Raw genomic sequence first — 17,148 nt, 5'->3', positions numbered from 1 at the left:
ATATCGTCGAGTTCGTGCTTGCTGATGCCGCGCCAGCCGATCCCTTGCACCGTCACCGCCGAAATCACCTGATCGTGAGGACAGCAATATGCGGTGACGCGGCCATACGTCGATTCATTCAGCCCGTGCCTCGCGCGATCCTCTTGTGCCGCATAAGACCGCTTGCTCGTCGGCGATACCCGCTCGTTTTCCATGTCCTCGTCGATTTTGTCGGCAGGCTGTTCGTAAGCTTTTCGAGCGCCGATGATCGACAGGAATGTGCCGAATGTCTTCGTGCGCGCGGCGTAGGTTTGTCGTCCACGCCGGCCGCTGCCGTCTTTCGTCGCGCGTTGCGACCAGGTATCCATGAATGTGTCGGACTTGTTCGGGCCGTCAGCATTGGCGAGACTGTACGGTGCGTTCGCCAGCACGTAGGCGTCCGCCACGCAGTGGCCCGTGCGCCCCCACGGATCTTCGACATCGGGGAATGCGTCGCCGAAGAACGCCGCCGTGAGGCCCACGATATTTCCTTGGCTGTGGCATACGACGGTAATCGGGACATCGGCCTGCATTCGGCGAATCGACTCGATCAGCCTGGCAAGGCGCAACGCGGCGAGTACGCCATACGCTCGAGGCGGCGCGCGATACAGCGGCCGGTTGGTCGGATTGATGCCTTGCACGGTCATCCAGCCCATCGTTCGATCATCCAGACCGCCGTGCCAAAGATCGGGCAGACTGGCACAGCCGTTCGTGAACGGGCCGCCGCCCCAATAGTCCTTCTCGTTCAGGAAGATCTTGTCGCCGTACTCCTTCAATTCCGCAGCAGTCGCGCGATAGCCCCAGCGGAAATGAATGACGGGCGAGAACGACGGCTCGGGCTTGATGTAATTGTCTGCCAGCAAATCAGGGTTCAGAAACCCATCCGGCGTCACACTCTCCGTGTACTTCGCGGGCGTCAATTGCCCCGCATCGATACCGTGATACATCATCTGATCGTCCAGACGCCCGAGCCTGCGGTTCAGGCCTTTGCACAGCCCTTCCTCCGACGCCTCGAACCATTCGCCCTCCGAGTTCACCCCATGAACGAAGATCACGATACCGGGCAAGGGCATCTGCTTGAGACAGATGAGCGGCGTGTTCTTCGCAAACATCGTCACGCCTTCGACGCGGCCGACGACGATCGGCGGCGGTGCCGGCCGAGATGCGGGCGCGTCAGGTGCAGCCGCGTGCGCGACGGGTTCGTCATTGCGCGTGTTTGCTTCCGATCGAGGATCGAAAATTGAATCGGTCATCCAGACTCCTCAACATGCGGGATGCGTTCCACCGCCATCGGACCGACACGGACTGAAAAGATAAGTGTCCGAAGCAAGAGGGAAACGTGATCAGGCGGCGAGCATACTGAATCGGCGCGCATGAAAGACGCGGCCGCCCGAAAACTCCGCGCGGAGCCCGTGATAACGGACACGGATTGTCAGAATGTGTTTCAGGCCCGAATCGGTCGCATGGCTTCGCTGCTGACGTAGAGCGTGGCCTTGCAATTCGCTGTCGTCCGACAGGCGACCATCCGGCGAATCGGCCTCATGACACAGCTGCGCATGACATCGCGTCCGTACTTGGAAGCGCTCGAATCGCTATCGTCCGTATGTACGTGGCGATGCTGGCGAATTTGTATCGCACTGTATCTATCGAGGCTCCGGAAACATCGGATTGCACTGAAGGCGAGTTTTGGAAACATCCCGGATACGTGAGCGGGTTCTACTGTCGACATGCAGAAAACGTTCGGTGCCAAGCGTTCGCACCGGATGCCGAGTGATCGATACCCCACCTTCCTTCCAGGAGAAATCTCATGAAAGCCGCTCGAATCCTCGCAGTTGCCGTACTCGCTTCGATCCCCGTCTTGTCGTTCGCCGATGCCGGCCACGGCCTCACGCGCGCCGATGTGCGCGCCGACCTCGTCCGGCTCGAGCAGGCCGGCTACAACCCGGCCGGCAGCGACGCGCGTTACCCGGACGATATCGCCGCCGCACAGAACGTCATCGCAGCGCAGCAGGTCGCGCGCTCCGACCAGAATGGCCCGTCGAAGTCGCAGGACGACAACGTGGCTGCCGCGTCGGCGCCGGCCTCCCGCTACGCCGCGGCCGACCAGCGCGCCGCACGGAACGCGCGCACGGACGCTGACGATCTGTACGCGCACTCGTGATCCGCGGCCGCGCCCGTGAGACGAGCGGCGCGGCCGCATCGGAAACACTTCAGATGCACAACACGATGAAAAGGAGCATGACGATGGTCGGTTTGACGAAACGGGTTCTGGTGTCCGCGGCGGTGCTCGGCGGGCTGTTCGGTGCGGTCTCGGCGCAGGCGGCACCCAAGGAAGACCTGAAGGGCACGAACGTCGTGCTGGTGCACGGCGCGTTCGCCGACGGATCGAGCTGGAACCGCGTGATTCCGCTGCTCGAAGCGCGCGGCCTGCATGTCGTATCGGTGCAGAACCCGCTGAGCTCGCTCGCCGCCGACGCCGCCGCGACGAAGCGCGCGATCGACGAGCAGAAGGGGCCCGTCGTGCTGGTCGGCCATTCGTGGGCCGGTGTCGTGATCAGCGATGCGGGCAACGACGACAAGGTGAAGTCGCTCGTCTACGTCGCCGCGTTCGCGCCGGACAACGGCCAGTCGATCGCCGACGTCACGCAGGGGCTGCCGGCACCGTCGTGGGCCGGCGAGTTGCGCAACGATGCGGGCGGTTTCGCGACGCTGTCGGACAAGGCGATCGCACAGGATTTCGCGCCGGACCTGCCGCCCGCGCAGCAGCGCGTCGTCGCGGCGACGCAGGGGCCGTGGTACGGTGGCTGCATTTCGGAGAAGGTCGCGCAGGCCGCGTGGCATGCGAAGCCGTCGTCGTTCGTCGTCGCGACGCAGGACCGGATGATCGATCCGAAGCTGCAGGAGGCGATGGCGAAGCGGATCGGCGCGACGGTCACGCGTGTGAACGGCAGCCACGTCGCGATGCTGAGCCAGCCGAAAGCCGTGGCCGACGCGATCATCGCGGCCGCGGAACGTGCGAAGCAGGATGCGCAGTGAGTGAAGGCGGCGATCAACGCGGTGGTCGAGCATCGCCCCGACGACGTGCGCCGGCAGGCCGACGAGGTGGATCGCGCGATTGCCCGCGGCGACGATCCGGGCCGCTGATGCGGTGACGGGCGTGGTGCGTCGGCGATGCACCGCGCCGGCCGCCTGCCGTTCGCCGATTCATCGAAGCGTGCGCCGTTCGACCCGGCGCACGATTCCATTCAGGATTCCATCACGACGTGCGGCGCGCGTCGCATGCGGCATCGTTCCCGGCTTCGCCGCCGCCGATCCTTTCAAAAAGCCTTCGATGCGCGACATCGAACGGCCATGCTCCCCGTCCTCCGCACGAATCCGCCCCAATTGCGCGCGTCTGCTATTGCATTTCACGCGCTGCTGATTAGGAAATGAATTTTTATTGGTTCTGCTTCCCCGAGCGCGCTCGCATAGTGGGGCTGACGGCTATAGACAGCACGCAAGCTGCACCGGCCGCATTCCCGGCATGTTTGATCATACGAATCTGCGAGAACAAGGAAGCGTGATGACGTTTGCATTGGAAGAACGAACCGCCGCCCAGCAGGCGCTCGAAGACGCCCGCGCGGCGGCCGCAGCGGCGGGCACGCCGTACGCGGGCGGCGTGGCGCCGGAAGCCGCGTGGGCGCTCTTTTCCGCCGGCGACGCGTTGCTGGTCGACGTGCGCACCGCGGAAGAACGGAAATTCGTCGGCCACGTGCCGGAGTCGCTGCACGTGCCGTGGGCGACCGGCACGAGCCTGACGCGCAACCCGCGCTTCGTGCGCGAACTGGAAGCGAAGACCGGCAAGGACGCGGTCGTGCTGTTGCTCTGCCGCAGCGGCAACCGCTCCGCGCAGGCAGCCGAGGCCGCGGCCAAAGGCGGCTTCACGCAGGTATTCAACGTGCTCGAAGGGTTCGAGGGCGACCTCGACGAACAGCAGCATCGCGGCGGCAGCAACGGCTGGCGCCATCGCGGCCTGCCGTGGGCGCAGGACTGAGTCACGGCCGTTACGGGGAGAAGTCAGCATGGCCGCATTCGATATCGACGACATCGTTCAGTCGCTCCAGACCGTGCGCCGCGCGTGGCGCGAGAAGCAGCGGCGCTCGCTCGAACCGGGCGGGCGCGACCTGCCGGCGCGCGAGGCGCTCGCACAGATCATCGGCGCGCTCAAGGGCGTGCTGTTCCCGATGCGGCTCGGGCCGCCCGACCTGCGGCAGGAGAGCGAGAACTTCTATGTGGCCCACGCGCTCGACGCGGCGCTGAACGCGCTGCTTGCGCAGGTGACGCTCGAGCTGCGCTACGCGGCGCGGCAACGCAACGCCGACGCGCAGATCGACGAAGCGGCCGCCACCGCCGTGCAGGCCTTCGCGGCACGCCTGCCCGACATCCGCCGGCTGCTCGACAGCGACGTGCTGGCCGCGTTCCACGGCGATCCGGCGGCGGGCAGCGTCGACGAAGTGCTGCTGTGCTATCCCGGCATTCTCGCGATGATCCACCACCGGCTCGCGCACGAGCTGTACCGGCTCGGGCTGCCGCTGCTCGCGCGGATCATCGCCGAGCAGGCGCATGCGGAAACCGGCATCGACATTCACCCGGGCGCGCGGATCGGCGGCGGCTTCTTCATCGACCACGGCACGGGTGTCGTGATCGGCGAGACCGCGATCATCGGCGAGCGCGTGCGCGTGTACCAGGCGGTCACGCTCGGCGCGAAGCGCTTCCCGCGCGATGCGGCCGGTCATCTGGAGAAGGGGCTCGCGCGTCACCCGATCGTCGAGGACGACGTGGTGATCTATGCGGGCGCAACGATCCTCGGGCGCGTGACGATCGGCCGCGGCGCGGTGATCGGCGGCAACGTGTGGCTCACGCAGGACGTGCCGGCGGGCGCGAACATCACGCAGGCCGTGCTGCGCAGCGAGGCGAATGCCGCGCCGCGCGCGCGGAGCGAGCCGGCCGAGCCGGTGCCCGACGCACAGGTGACGACATGAGCGACCTGATCCAGCACTTCGGCGCCAACGTGCGCAAGCTGCGCGAGGCGCGCACGTGGTCGCAGGAGCAGCTCGCCGAACACGCGGGGCTGAACCGTTCGTACGTCGGCGAGATCGAGCGCGGCGAGGCGATTGCCTCGATCGTCACCGCCGACAAGATCGCGCGCGCGTTCGACGTGTCGATCTCGACGCTGTTGCCCGGCGTGTCCGTCGCCTGACGCATTCCGCTTCCTTTCCCATTCGGTGGTGCCGCGTGACGGCTATAGCATGTTGAGCCGGCAGGTGCGTGCTTCCGATAATCACCCAGCGTCATAAGCAATCCCGTTTTTCATCTTAAGAACCCGGAGCCACACATGTCGACCGTTGCAAGCGGCACGGCCGCGCTGAGCGATCACGCCGCCCGCCAACTAGCGAACGCTACCAAGACCGTCCCGCAGCTTTCCACGATTACGCCGCGCTGGCTGACCCATCTGCTGCAGTGGGTGCCGGTCGAGGCCGGCATCTACCGCCTGAACCAGGTGAAGAACCCGGAAGCCGTGCGCGCCGCGTGCACGCAGCTCGAGGACGAAAGCGTGCTGCCGCAGACCTTCGTGCCGTACGAGGAGCAGCCGCGCGAGTATTTCCTGAACGCGGTGAGCACGGTGCTCGACGTGCATACGCGGATCTCCGATCTCTATAGTAGTCCTCATGACCAGATCAAGGAACAGCTGCGCCTGACGATCGAGACGATCAAGGAACTGCAGGAAAGCCAGCTGATCAACAACCCGGACTACGGGCTGCTCGCGAACGTGACCGACGAACAGCGTATTTTCCCGCTGACGGGCGCGCCGACGCCGGACGACCTCGACGAACTGCTGACCAAGGTATGGAAGGAACCGGCGTTCTTCCTCACGCACCCGCTCGCGATTGCCGCGTTCGGCCGCGAATGCACGCGGCGCGGCGTGCCGCCGCCGACGGTCAGCCTGTTCGGCTCGCAGTTCCTCACGTGGCGCGGCATTCCGCTGATCCCGTCGGACAAGGTGCCGGTCGCGGACGGCAAGACCAAGATCCTGCTGCTGCGTGTCGGCGACAAGCGCCAGGGCGTGGTCGGCCTCTATCAGCCGGGCGTCGCGGGCGAGCAGGGGCCGGGCCTGTCGGTGCGCTTCATGGGGATCAACAACCAGGCGATCGCGTCGTACCTGATCTCGCTGTACTGCTCGCTCGCGGTCCATTCGCCGGATGCGCTGGCTGTCCTCGATGACGTCGAAATCGCCAAGTACCATGACTATCCCGACACCTACCGTTAATCCCGGCTCGGCCGGCAGCGACGCGCTCGCGTTGCCGCACGCGCCGCTGCCGGCCGGCCTGCCCGATCCGGCGGCGCTCGCGCGGCTCGCGTCCGAGTTCTTCGCGACGCCGCCCGGGCAGGCCACCGCGCCCGGGCTGTCGGCGGGCAGCGGGGCGGTCGGCGGCGTGCCGTCGGCGCTGCCGGCTGCCGCGCCGATCCTCGCGTCGGTGAGCAATCCGGCGCCGGGCGGCTCGCCGCTCGCGGGGCCGGGCGGCACGGGCACCGGCGTGCCGGGCCTCGCGCTGCCGCAAGGCAAGGCGCCCGGCACGAACCTCGCGCCGTCCGCGCCGACGCACGTGCTGTCGCTCGGCAATCGCGTGCCCGCGCTCGCGCCGCAGGCGGCCGCGCAGAACGGGCTGCCCGACAACGCGGTGTCGATCGCGCGCGCGTTCGAGCCGCGCGTCGGCGGCGCGGCGCTCGGCGTGCCGCAGGCGCAGGCGGCGGTGTCGGAGGGCGCGGTGCAGGCCGCGCCGGCCGCGTCGCCGTTTTACTTCACTGACGGCTCGCGGCAGGGCTGGCAGGCGACGCCGCAGGACATCGTCGTGCCGTCGAACGGCCTCGCGTCGCCGGAAGCGTTCGGGCTGCCGGGGGACGATGCGCTGCGCGAACTGCTCGCCGTGCAGCGCGACGTGCCGGTGTCGCGCGCATCGGGCGGCGAGGTGCCGCGTTACTTCATCGACGATACGCGCGCGGCCGAGCCGCAAGGTCAGTTGTATCGCGGCGCACACCCGCCGTTCGACGTGAACGCGATCCGCCGCGACTTCCCGATCCTGCAGGAGCGCGTGAACGGCAAGCAGCTCGTCTGGTTCGACAACGCGGCGACGACGCACAAGCCGCAGGCCGTGATCGACCGACTCGCGTATTTCTATGCGCACGAGAACTCGAACATTCACCGGGCGGCACATGCATTGGCCGGCCGTGCGACGGATGCGTACGAGCATGCGCGGGAAACGGTGCAGCGCTTCATCGGAGCGTCGTCGCCGGACGAGATCGTGTTCGTGCGCGGCACCACCGAGGCGATCAACCTGATCGCGAAGTCGTGGGGCGTGCAGAACGTCGGCGAAGGCGACGAGATCATCGTGTCGAACCTCGAGCATCACGCGAACATCGTGCCGTGGCAGCAACTCGCGGCGCTCAAGGGCGCGAAGCTGCGCGTGATTCCGGTCGACGATTCGGGGCAGGTGCTGCTCGACGAATACCGGAAGCTGCTCAACGACCGCACCAGGATCGTGTCAGTCACGCAGGTGTCGAACGCGCTCGGCACGGTCGTGCCGGTGAAGGAGATCGTCGAACTCGCGCATCGCGCGGGCGCGAAGGCGCTGGTGGACGGTGCGCAGTCGATCTCGCACATGCGCGTCGACGTGCAGGCGCTCGATGCGGATTTCTTCGTGTTCTCCGGGCACAAGATCTACGGGCCGACCGGCATCGGCGTCGTGTACGGCAAGCGCGCGATCCTCGACGACATGCCGCCCTGGCAGGGCGGCGGCAACATGATCGCGGACGTGACGTTCGAGCGCACGGTGTTCCAGCCGCCGCCGAACCGCTTCGAGGCCGGCACCGGCAACATCGCGGACGCGGTGGGGCTCGGCGCGGCGCTCGACTATGTGAACCGCGTCGGCATCGAGAACATCGCGCGTTACGAGCACGACCTGCTCGCGTATGCGACGAGCGTGCTCGCGCCGGTGCCGGGCGTGCGGCTCGTCGGCACCGCGCGCGACAAGGCGAGCGTGCTGTCGTTCGTGCTGAAGGGCTATGAGACCGAGGAAGTCGGGCAGGCGCTGAACGAAGAGGGCATCGCGGTGCGCTCGGGGCATCACTGCGCGCAGCCGATCCTGCGGCGCTTCGGGCTCGAGGCGACGGTGCGGCCGTCGCTGGCGTTCTACAACACGTGCGATGAGGTCGATGCGCTCGTGAGTGTCGTGAGAAGGCTGGCGGCACGGCGCTGAGGCGCGCGGCATGCGGAAAGGCCGCTTGCGACTCCCGGCAACGGGGCGTCGCAAGCGGCCTTTTTTCGTGGCGATGCGGCAGCGCGACGGCGCTCAGCGCCCGGCCAGCATGCGCCCGCCGAGCCCCATCAGCAGCAGCCCGGCCGTCGTGTCGAGCACGGCCTTGCGCCGGATCAGCAGCCGGCGCACCGACGGATGCGATGCGAGCAGCGCCATCGCGCAGTACCACGCGCCCGAAATCCCGATCGACAGCACGACGACCGTGAGATCGAGCCACACCGGCGTATGCGCCGGCACCATCAACGCGAAGATGCTGCCGTAGAACGCGACGGATTTCGGGTTCGTCATGCTGACCACGTAGCCCTTCTTCGCGGCCTGCCAGCCGGAGGACGCGGGCGGCGCGGACACGGCGAGCGGCTTGCGTGCGCTCAGCACCATCTTCAGGCCGAGCCAGATCAGGTACGTGGCGCCTGCCAGTCGCAGCGCGGTGTGCACCCAGGCGACGTGGGTCACGAGCAGGCCGAGGCCGGCAATCGCGATCGCGGCCCAGGTGCCCGATGCGGCGGCGAGGCCGAGCCCGGTCATCACGCCGGCGCGGCGCTGCGCGAGCGCGGTGGACGTGACGATCACGAAGTTCGGGCCGGGGCTGGCCACGCTGAGCAGCAGGACGCCGGCGAGCGGCAGCAGGGTGTTGATGGTGGTCGACATGGCGCGGGCGGCGAAGCGGCGGAAGGAGCGTTCATCTTACCCCGGCGTGCCGTCGATGGCGCCGCGCGGTCGCTTCGGCACCGGCCGGCGGGCGTGCGCCGCACGCCGCCGCCATTGTTGAGCGCGTTGGAAAGGTGCAATCCGGAATCGGCAATAGGTGTCGCGAATATGACCGATTATTCTCCCGAGCGCAGTACCGTCCGCCAGCCGCAAATGCTGTCGGACTGCTTACAAAATCAATCGCTCAGGGAGGCCTTTCATGAACCGCATCGTCGTATCCGGTGGTGTCGGCGCGGTGTTCGCCGTAGCAGCGGCATCACCCGCCTTTGCGCAGAGTTCCGTCACGTTGTATGGCCTCGTCGATACGGCGATCCGCTATCAGACGAACGCCGGCCCCGACGGCCGGGACCTGGTCGGCATGACGGTCGGCCCGGAAACGCACAGCCGCTGGGGCTTGCGTGGCAGCGAGGATCTCGGCGGCGGCCTTGCGGCGATCTTCCGTCTCGAGAACGGCTTCGAGCTCGGCGACGGCAGACTGCACGTCGCGAACACGCTGTTCAGCCGGCAGGCATACGTCGGCCTGGCGAGCGACCGGTACGGCTCGCTGACCTTCGGCAACCAGTACGCGCCGCTGTACGACACGATGGGCGACGTGTTCGACCCGATGACCGTCGGCGACTACTGGCAGGACAGCTGGGCGTACAACGGCATCGGCAACTACCTGACGGTGGCGAACTCGGTGAAGTACAAGTTCTCGACCAACGGCTTCAGCGTCGATGCGATCTACGGGTTCGGCAATCATGCCGGTGCAATGGGTCTCGACAGCACGTACGGTGTCGAGCTGACCTACGCGCAAGGGCCCGCGTCGATCAACGCCGGCTTCCAGCAGACCTCGGTGTCGTCCGTGAACGGCAGCGCGGTCAACGGCGCGAAGGTGAACTTCCTGCACGTGAGCGGTGCGTACCAGGTCACGCCGTCCGTGCGCCTGCTGGCCGGCTGGCTGCACGGGCAGGACAAGACGGGTACGACCGACTTCAACATGCAGCAGGCCGGCGCGCCCACGCTCGGTGGCGGCAGCCCGAATCGTATCGACGATACGTTCTACGTCGGCGCGAACTGGCAGGCTACCGCGCCGCTGCTGATCACGGTGGCCGGCTATTACGGCCACGCGCGCAATGCGGAGCGGCTCGACGGCACGCTCGGCTCCGGGATCAACTACTCGGCGACCGTGCTGGCCGAATATGCGCTGTCGAAGCACACCGAGGTATACGGCACGGTCGATTTCGCGCGCGGCAACGGCGCGTTCGCGGCCGACTATCCGGGCGCCACCAACCGGCTCACCGGCAAGGTCGACCAGATCGGCAGGACCAACAACGTCGGGGCCGCGATCGGCCTGCGCCAGATGTTCTGACGACGGCGCGCGCGGCGGACGGCGCGCGCGGCGTTCACGCATGAAAAAACGCGTGGCGACCGGTGCCGCCACGCGTCGTGGATCGAAACGCGGTTGCCCGGTTCGGGCGGCCGCGCACAGCGATGTCAGAAATCGAACCCGGGCCCGCCCGCACCCGGCCCGCCCGGCACCGCGGCCGGCGCCGCATCCTTCGGCGCTTCGAACACGGTCGCGTCGGTCGTCAGCAGCAGCCCCGCGACCGATGCCGCGTTCTGCAGCGCCGTGCGCGTGACCTTGGTCGGATCGAGCACGCCCGACTCGACGAGGTCGCCGTATTCGCCCGTCTGCGCGTTGTAGCCGAAGTTGCCCGTGCCTTCCGCGACCTTCGCGACGACCACGCTCGCTTCCTCGCCCGCGTTCGTGACGATCTGGCGCAGCGGTTCCTCGAGCGCGCGCAGCACGATCTTGACGCCCGCATCCTGGTCGGCGTTCGCGCCCTTGAGTGCGCGGATCGCCTGCCGCACGCGGATCAGCGCGACGCCGCCGCCCGGCACGATGCCTTCCTCGACGGCCGCGCGCGTCGCGTGCAGCGCGTCGTCGACGCGGTCCTTCTTCTCCTTCACTTCGATCTCGGTCGCGCCGCCGACCTTGATCACGGCGACGCCGCCCGCGAGCTTGGCCACGCGTTCCTGCAGCTTTTCACGATCGTAGTCGGAGGTCGCTTCCTCGATCTGCACGCGGATCTGCTTCACGCGGGCCTCGATGTTCTTCGCGTCGCCCGCGCCGTCGATCACGGTCGTGTTTTCCTTGCCGACCTCGATGCGCTTGGCCTGGCCGAGTTCGGCGAGCGTCGCCTTCTCGAGCGTGAGGCCCGTTTCCTCGGCGACGACCTGGCCGCCGGTCAGGATCGCGATGTCTTCCAGCAGCGCCTTGCGGCGATCGCCGAAGCCCGGCGCCTTGACCGCGACCGTCTTCAGGATGCCGCGGATGTTGTTCACGACCAGCGTCGCGAGCGCTTCGCCTTCGACGTCTTCCGCGATGATCAGCAGCGGCCGGCCCGACTTCGCGACCTGCTCCAGCACCGGCAGCAGGTCGCGGATGTTCGAGATCTTCTTGTCGTGCAGCAGGATGTACGGGTTCTCGATCTCGGCGATCTGCTTGTCGGCGTTGTTGATGAAGTACGGCGACAGGTAGCCGCGGTCGAACTGCAGCCCTTCGACGACGTCGAGCTCGTCGGCGAGCGACTTGCCGTCCTCGACGGTGATCACGCCTTCCTTGCCGACGCGATCGATCGCCTCGGCGATGCGCTGGCCGATCGATTCCTCGCCGTTCGCGGAGATCGTCGCGACCTGCGCGATTTCCTTGCTGGTGGTGGTCGGCTTGCTGATCTTCTTCAGCTCGTCGACGGCCGCTGCCACCGCCTTGTCGATGCCGCGCTTCAGGTCGAGCGGGTTGAGCCCGGCCGCGACGTATTTCTGGCCTTCACGCACGATCGCCTGTGCGAGCACGGTGGCCGTCGTCGTGCCGTCGCCGGCGGCGTCGCTGGTGCGCGACGCGACTTCCTTCACGAGTTGCGCGCCGATGTTCTGCAGCTTGTCCGCGAGTTCGATTTCCTTCGCGACCGACACGCCGTCCTTGGTGACGACGGGCGCGCCGAAGCTGCGTTCGAGCACGACGTTGCGGCCCTTCGGCCCGAGCGTGACCTTCACCGCGTTCGCGAGAATGTTGACGCCTTCGGTCAGCTTCGCACGTGCGACGTCGCTGAAAATGATTTCCTTCGCTGCCATGATTTGCACTCCGTTATTGATTGACGACCGCGACGATGTCTTCCTCGCGCAGCACGAGGAATTCATTGCCGTCCACCTTGACCGCCTGGCCCGCGTACTTGCCGAACAGCACGCGTTCGCCGACCTGCAGGTCGGGCACGATGCGCTGGCCGTCCGCGTCCTTGCGGCCGGGGCCGACGGCGATCACTTCGCCCTGGTCGGGCTTTTCCGCGGCGCTGTCGGGGATCACGATGCCCGAGGCGGTGGTGGTTTCCTGGTCGAGTCGCTTCACGATGACCCGGTCGTGCAAGGGGCGTAGGCTCATCTGTTCGTCCTGTTCTGTTGTGTCGAAATTGGCTGGCACTCTTTAGCAGAGAGTGCTGACGAGTATAAAAACGCGTGGCGGCGCGATCCAATAACGGATTCCGAAATGCATTTGCGTGCAGGCGCTATGGACGCGCTTGCCGCGACGATGCAGCACATGCGTCGATTCCGGGAAAGCATTCGCGCCGTCATGCAAAGCACGTGCCGCCGGCTATTGCGCGTCGGCCTGCTGCGCGGCTGGCGTGCAAACCGGGCGGATCGTCGCGCCGGCGAGCACGCGCTTCACGAACGGAATCGAGTCGGCAAGCGATGCGTTGACGGTGCCGTTGTGTTCGCGGCCCGCATACAGGTGCGCCTCGACCGTCGTGCCCGCCGCGCACGCATCCTTCGCAAGCGCGAGCTCGAGCGGTGCGAGCCCGTCGTCCGCGCCCGCGCCGATGAAGACGGGCGTGGCGATCTTCAGCGTCGGATATTTCAGGTATTCGTCCCACCACGCCTTCAGACGCGCATCGCCGCCCGGCTTCACGGCGTTCGCGTGGGTGAGGTGCGCGAGCGCCGCATCGTCCTCGAGCGACGCCAGGCAACCGATGCGCGCCTGTTCGAGGATCGGCAGCGCGGTGTCGGTCAGCACTTCGTCCGCGCGCAGCGACGGGTCGATCTGCTGCGCGGACAGCACCGAGTAGAACTGGTACGCGAGCGTAGGATCGACGCGCTCGGGATCGCGCCGGTATGCGGTTTCGAACTTCGGGAGCGACGCGAGCGTAGCGCGCGACGCGTTGTAGATCGTCCCGGTCGCGACGGTCGCGCGGATCGCGAGCTCCGGTGCATAGACGGGTGCGTAGCCGGCCGCCGCGAATACGGCCGAGCCGCCCTGCGACTGGCCGACGAGCACGACTTCGTTCGCGAGGCCCGGCACGCCGCCCAGCACCGCACGCACGCTGTCGAGCAGCGTGTAGCTGTTCGAGCGGTTGTTGAGCTGCGGATTCGGGCCGGGTGTGCCGAGCCCCTGATAGTCGGTCGCGACGACCGCGAATCCTTGTTGAAGCCATGCGTTCAGGTAGCGCACGTCGCGATACGAGCGGCCGAACCACGACGGCGCGCAGATGTCGGCCATCCCGAATGTGCCGTGTGCCCACGCGACGATCGGCCAGCCGCCGGCCGGCGGCGTACCGCGCGGCACGAACAGCGCGCCCGATACGGCGATCGGCGCGCGGCCGCCGACGCCGTCGGTCGACGCATACAGGATGCGCAGTTGCCGTCCGGCGCTCGCGAGCCCGAGCGTCGCGGGCAGTGCTTCGGTGCGCAGCAGCACGCCGGGCGTCGCCGGAACGTCGCGGTCCCACGTGTAGAACGCGGATACGCGACCGTCGCCCTGCAACGGATCGGGCGCGGGAACGCGGCCGGGCGAAGCCGCATGCGAAACGAGGGACGGCACGGCGAGCGCCGAAACCAGCAGCGTGCGCGCAGCGAAGCCGCGCAGGGGGAGGAGCGTCATGGTCGGATGGAGGTCGGTGAGATCGGATCGGACACGCCGGGCAGTGCCCGGCGCGGGCCGACCACGACGCAAGTTTTGAACCAGCGCGGGGGCAGCGCGGGCGCAGCGCGAGTGCAGCGCGGGAGCGGCACGCGCGGCGTGCGGCACGACGGGGAAACGCCCGCGCGCGGCGCGCGGCGCGCGGCGCGCGCAGGCGCCGGCTGCGTCTCGCGCAGCAATCCGGGCTCGCCGGTTGTTGCTCCCGCAACAGATGCCGACACACGTATCGCGCCGCGCGGTTCGTCCACGGCGCGCACATGGCACGCCCGCGCGGTGGCGCACGCATGCGACGCTCGCGTGCCCGGCTGGCACGATTGCTGCTGATCCGGTTGCCGTGCGTCGCGGCGTTGCGACGCGAGCCCATCCGTCCACCCGATCAAGGAAACCGTACTCATGTCCGTCACCCAAGCCATCGACAGCGGCGAACTCGTGGCATTCGTCGAGCGCGCCACGCGCGAATTCGCGCAGGCCGCGCGCGTGCTGAAGGAAACGCGCACGCTGTCCGCCACCAACACGTTCCAGGCGTTTCAACGCGTGCCGGGCACGGAACTCGTCGTCGCGCTGTCGGCGCCGAGCCCGTGGGCCGCGTCTCAGGAGATCCAGCCGGTCGTCGTGACGCTCGACGGCGACGTGCTGCACGGCGATGCGCGCGCTGGCGCCAACGGGCCGCGTTATGCGGGCGTATTCCGCGAGGTAGCGGAAGTCGACGTCGTGATTCACGTGCACGGCCCGTACCTCGGCGCGTGGGCGAGCGCGCATCGTCCGCTGCCGATCCGCTATGCGCCGGCCGCGCGCTACACGAGGGCCCGCGAGATTCCGGTCTACGTCGATCGCCGTCCCGGCGAACCGCGCTTCATCGTCGACACGATCCGGCGCGACCCCGAAGTCCCGGCGATCATCGAGGCGAACGGCGGCGCGACGTTCTGGGGCAAGTCGATTCTCGACGTGTCGAAGTACATCCTGATCCTCGAGGAAGCCGCGTATTTCCAGGCGCTCGCGGAACCGCTCGGCGGCTCGCTCGAATTCGGCCCGGGCGCGCTCGAGCAGCAATGGAAGATGACCGGCCTCGCGTGACGCCGCGCCGCGGGCGGCGCAATCCGGCCGCCGTCATACCGATAGCTCGATGAATTGGTTCCTGGCCGGCGCGCGCCTTGCTATCGTCGAACCTCTCCCGTTCAACACGCCGGTCGTGCCATGGCCATCTTCAGCTTGCCGGACCCGACTTCGCATGCGATCACGATCCGTGCGAAGGCACTGACGTTCGACGATCCCAAATCGCGGGTGCTGCTCGAACGCATCCAGCTCGTCGCGCCGAGCGATGCGACGGTGCTCGTCACCGGCGAGAGCGGCACCGGCAAGGAGCTGATCGCGCGCCTCGTGCATTCGCTGAGCGAGCGCCGCGACGGCCCGTTCGTCGCGGTCAACTGCGGTGCGTTCTCCGAGACGCTGATCGAAAGCGAGCTGTTCGGCCACGAACGCGGCGCGTTCACCGGCGCGATCAACAGCCAGCCCGGCTGGTTCGAATCAGCGAATCGCGGCACGCTCTTTCTCGATGAAGTGGGCGACCTGCCGCTGTCCGCGCAGGTCAAGCTGCTGCGCGTGCTGCAGGAGCGCGAGGTGACGCCGGTCGGCTCGCGCAAGACCGTGAAGATCGACGTGCGGCTCGTCGCGGCCACCAACGTGAATCTCGAAGCCGCGGTGCGCGCCGGCAATTTCCGCGAGGACCTGTACTACCGGCTCAACGTCGTGAAGCTGAGCCTGTTGCCGCTACGCGAGCGGCCCGGCGACATCGCGCCGCTGATCGAACACTTCATCGACACCTATGCGAAGCGGCTGCGTGTGACCGCGCCGACGCTGACGGACGCCGCGCGCGCACGGCTGCACACGCACGCGTGGCCCGGCAACATCCGCGAACTCGAGAACGTGATCCATCATGCGGTGCTGATCTGCGCGGGCGGCGCGATCGACGTCGGCGACCTGCAGTTCTCCGCGCTGTCGCTTGCGCCGGATACGGCCGACGCGCACGGCGCAACAGCCGCGCCGCCGCGCCGCGCACGCGATGTGGCGGAAGCGACCGAGGCGCTGCGCCACGCGGTGGTCGAATTGCTGGATCTCGGCACGCCGGCGCTGTGGCAGCACATCGAGGACACCGTCTACCGCAGCGTGTTCGACTACAGCGAGCACAACCAGCTGCGCATGTCGCGCCTGCTCGATCAGTCGCGCAACATCGTGCGCGCACGGCTCGCGCAACTCGGCATCCTGAAGCCGCGCGACGCGGGCGACGCCGACGCGCGCCTGCGCCGTCAGGCGTGATCGCGCCAGCGCAGCGCGCGCTGTGCGACCCGCTCGCATAACGCGCTCATCCCGACGGCCAGCGCCGTCACGCCCAGCACGCACACCAGCAGCACGTCGGCGCGCGCACCGGCCTGCGCGTTCTGCATCAGGCTGCCGACGCCGGCCCCCGTGTTGAACAGCAGCTCGCTGCTGGTCGCGGTGATCCACGCGAACGGCACGGCCTGCAGCACGCCCGCGAACAGGTCGGGCAATGCGCCCGGAATCAGCACGTCGCGCCACAAGCCGATCCGGCTCAGGCGATACGACCGCGCGAGTTCGACGTAGCGCGGATCGACGCGGCGCAGCCCGTCGAAGCTGGCGGTGGTCATCGGGTAGAACGCGGCGAGCGCGATGATGAACACCTTCGCGAATTCGCCGGTGCCGGCCCACAGGCTCAGCAGCGGAATCAGTCCGAGCAGCGGCACGTAGCGCAGTGCCTGGAAGGCCGGCTCGGCGAGCTTGCGCGCGAGCGGCGAACGCGCCATCGACGCACCGAACACGAGCCCGAACGCGACGCCGACTCCGAGCCCGAGCGTCGTGCGGCGCAGGCTCGCGCCGAGATCGGTCGCGAGTTCACCGCTGCGTGCGAGTTCGACCAGCGCGGCGCCGACCTGCTGCAACGGCACGAACGCGTATTGATGAGCCGCGTCGCCGGACGACGCGTATTGCCATGCGGCAACCAGCAGGGCCGGCACGACGAAGCCGCGTGCGCGGCGGCGCAGCGGGGAGAACGAGAAAGCGCGGGTCGCGAAGGTCATGCCGAAGCGTATCCAGTCAGGG

At 67.9% G+C, this 17,148-nt stretch carries 16 protein-coding genes and 1 pseudogene; 10 read left to right on the top strand and 7 right to left on the bottom strand.

Translation table 11 applies throughout. The features are described from left to right. Nucleotides 1-1,271, bottom strand: a pseudogene (locus DIE02_RS11025) (hypothetical protein); the annotation flags it as partial. A gap of 554 nt (nt 1,272-1,825) precedes the next feature. Between DIE02_RS11025 and DIE02_RS11020 the strand changes: the two are divergent. After that, the gene (locus DIE02_RS11020) at nt 1,826-2,179 is read left to right on the top strand and encodes a DUF4148 domain-containing protein (RefSeq protein ID WP_124487737.1); all 354 of its coding nucleotides are present in this window, start codon (nt 1,826-1,828) and stop codon (nt 2,177-2,179) included. A gap of 83 nt (nt 2,180-2,262) precedes the next feature. Next, nucleotides 2,263-3,054 carry an alpha/beta fold hydrolase gene (locus DIE02_RS11015; protein ID WP_044849026.1) on the top strand — a complete coding sequence of 264 codons (792 nt, stop codon included), beginning with the start codon at nt 2,263-2,265 and terminating at the stop codon, nt 3,052-3,054. Nucleotides 3,055-3,222: 168 nt separating this feature from the next. On the opposite strand, the gene DIE02_RS35480 is transcribed toward DIE02_RS11015, so the two are convergent. Then, the gene (locus DIE02_RS35480) at nt 3,223-3,360 is read right to left on the bottom strand and encodes a hypothetical protein (protein WP_185702619.1); all 138 of its coding nucleotides are present in this window, start codon (nt 3,358-3,360) and stop codon (nt 3,223-3,225) included. Between the two features lie 220 nt (nt 3,361-3,580). On the opposite strand from DIE02_RS35480, the gene DIE02_RS11010 reads away from it, so the two are divergent. The 5 genes from DIE02_RS11010 (at nt 3,581) to DIE02_RS10990 (ending at nt 8,312) form a co-directional block, all read left to right on the top strand. Then, a complete protein-coding gene (locus tag DIE02_RS11010) occupies nt 3,581-4,051 on the top strand; it encodes a rhodanese-like domain-containing protein (protein ID WP_044849009.1) in 471 nt (156 codons plus the stop codon). 28 nt (nt 4,052-4,079) lie between these two features. After that, nucleotides 4,080-5,039 (top strand): serine O-acetyltransferase EpsC, encoded by a 960-nt coding sequence (epsC, locus tag DIE02_RS11005; RefSeq protein WP_044849008.1) that lies wholly within the window; start codon nt 4,080-4,082, stop codon nt 5,037-5,039. Continuing rightward, complete coding sequence (locus tag DIE02_RS11000) at nt 5,036-5,257, top strand: helix-turn-helix domain-containing protein (protein WP_044849007.1); 222 nt, start codon at nt 5,036-5,038, stop codon at nt 5,255-5,257. Before epsC ends, DIE02_RS11000 begins: the two co-directional genes overlap by 4 nt. A 135-nt stretch (nt 5,258-5,392) precedes the next feature. Further along, entirely contained in the window at nt 5,393-6,325 is a 933-nt protein-coding gene (locus DIE02_RS10995; RefSeq protein ID WP_034205507.1) for a family 2A encapsulin nanocompartment shell protein, read from the top strand. Beyond that, nucleotides 6,300-8,312, top strand: coding sequence for a family 2A encapsulin nanocompartment cargo protein cysteine desulfurase (locus DIE02_RS10990; RefSeq protein WP_124487736.1), 2,013 nt, complete (start codon nt 6,300-6,302; stop codon nt 8,310-8,312). Before DIE02_RS10995 ends, DIE02_RS10990 begins: the two co-directional genes overlap by 26 nt. 93 nt (nt 8,313-8,405) lie before the next feature. On the opposite strand, the gene DIE02_RS10985 is transcribed toward DIE02_RS10990, so the two are convergent. Continuing rightward, the gene (locus DIE02_RS10985; protein ID WP_044847315.1) at nt 8,406-9,020 is read right to left on the bottom strand and encodes a LysE family translocator; all 615 of its coding nucleotides are present in this window, start codon (nt 9,018-9,020) and stop codon (nt 8,406-8,408) included. Nucleotides 9,021-9,279: 259 nt separating this feature from the next. On the opposite strand from DIE02_RS10985, the gene DIE02_RS10980 reads away from it, so the two are divergent. Next, nucleotides 9,280-10,431 carry a porin gene (locus tag DIE02_RS10980; protein ID WP_044847314.1) on the top strand — a complete coding sequence of 384 codons (1,152 nt, stop codon included), beginning with the start codon at nt 9,280-9,282 and terminating at the stop codon, nt 10,429-10,431. 125 nt (nt 10,432-10,556) lie between these two features. Here the strand turns inward: DIE02_RS10980 and groL are convergent, their stop codons facing one another. The 3 genes from groL to DIE02_RS10965 form a co-directional block, all read right to left on the bottom strand. Beyond that, on the bottom strand, nt 10,557-12,197 hold the full coding sequence (gene groL / locus DIE02_RS10975; RefSeq protein WP_044847313.1) for a chaperonin GroEL: 1,641 nt from the start codon (nt 12,195-12,197) through the stop codon (nt 10,557-10,559). 13 nt (nt 12,198-12,210) lie between these two features. Beyond that, nucleotides 12,211-12,501 carry a co-chaperone GroES gene (locus DIE02_RS10970; RefSeq protein ID WP_011356207.1) on the bottom strand — a complete coding sequence of 97 codons (291 nt, stop codon included), beginning with the start codon at nt 12,499-12,501 and terminating at the stop codon, nt 12,211-12,213. Nucleotides 12,502-12,711: 210 nt separating this feature from the next. After that, entirely contained in the window at nt 12,712-13,995 is a 1,284-nt protein-coding gene (locus DIE02_RS10965) for an alpha/beta fold hydrolase (RefSeq protein ID WP_044847312.1), read from the bottom strand. Between the two features lie 432 nt (nt 13,996-14,427). Here DIE02_RS10965 and DIE02_RS10960 point away from each other — a divergent pair, with 432 nt between their 5' ends. Both DIE02_RS10960 and DIE02_RS10955 read left to right on the top strand, forming a co-directional pair. Further along, nucleotides 14,428-15,108, top strand: coding sequence for a class II aldolase/adducin family protein (locus DIE02_RS10960; protein ID WP_124487735.1), 681 nt, complete (start codon nt 14,428-14,430; stop codon nt 15,106-15,108). Between the two features lie 120 nt (nt 15,109-15,228). Continuing rightward, nucleotides 15,229-16,347 carry a sigma-54-dependent Fis family transcriptional regulator gene (locus DIE02_RS10955; RefSeq protein WP_124487734.1) on the top strand — a complete coding sequence of 373 codons (1,119 nt, stop codon included), beginning with the start codon at nt 15,229-15,231 and terminating at the stop codon, nt 16,345-16,347. On the opposite strand, the gene DIE02_RS10950 is transcribed toward DIE02_RS10955, so the two are convergent. After that, nucleotides 16,338-17,126 carry an ABC transporter permease gene (locus DIE02_RS10950; protein WP_124487733.1) on the bottom strand — a complete coding sequence of 263 codons (789 nt, stop codon included), beginning with the start codon at nt 17,124-17,126 and terminating at the stop codon, nt 16,338-16,340. The genes DIE02_RS10955 and DIE02_RS10950 overlap by 10 nt on opposite strands. Between the last annotated feature and the right edge of the window lie 22 nt (nt 17,127-17,148).

Origin of the sequence: Burkholderia sp. Bp8991 (assembly GCF_003853795.1) — a bacterium.
Lineage (GTDB): Bacteria > Pseudomonadota > Gammaproteobacteria > Burkholderiales > Burkholderiaceae > Burkholderia.
Note: the sequence above shows the minus strand (reverse complement) of the source record. Positions and strands in the feature narration are given on the sequence as shown.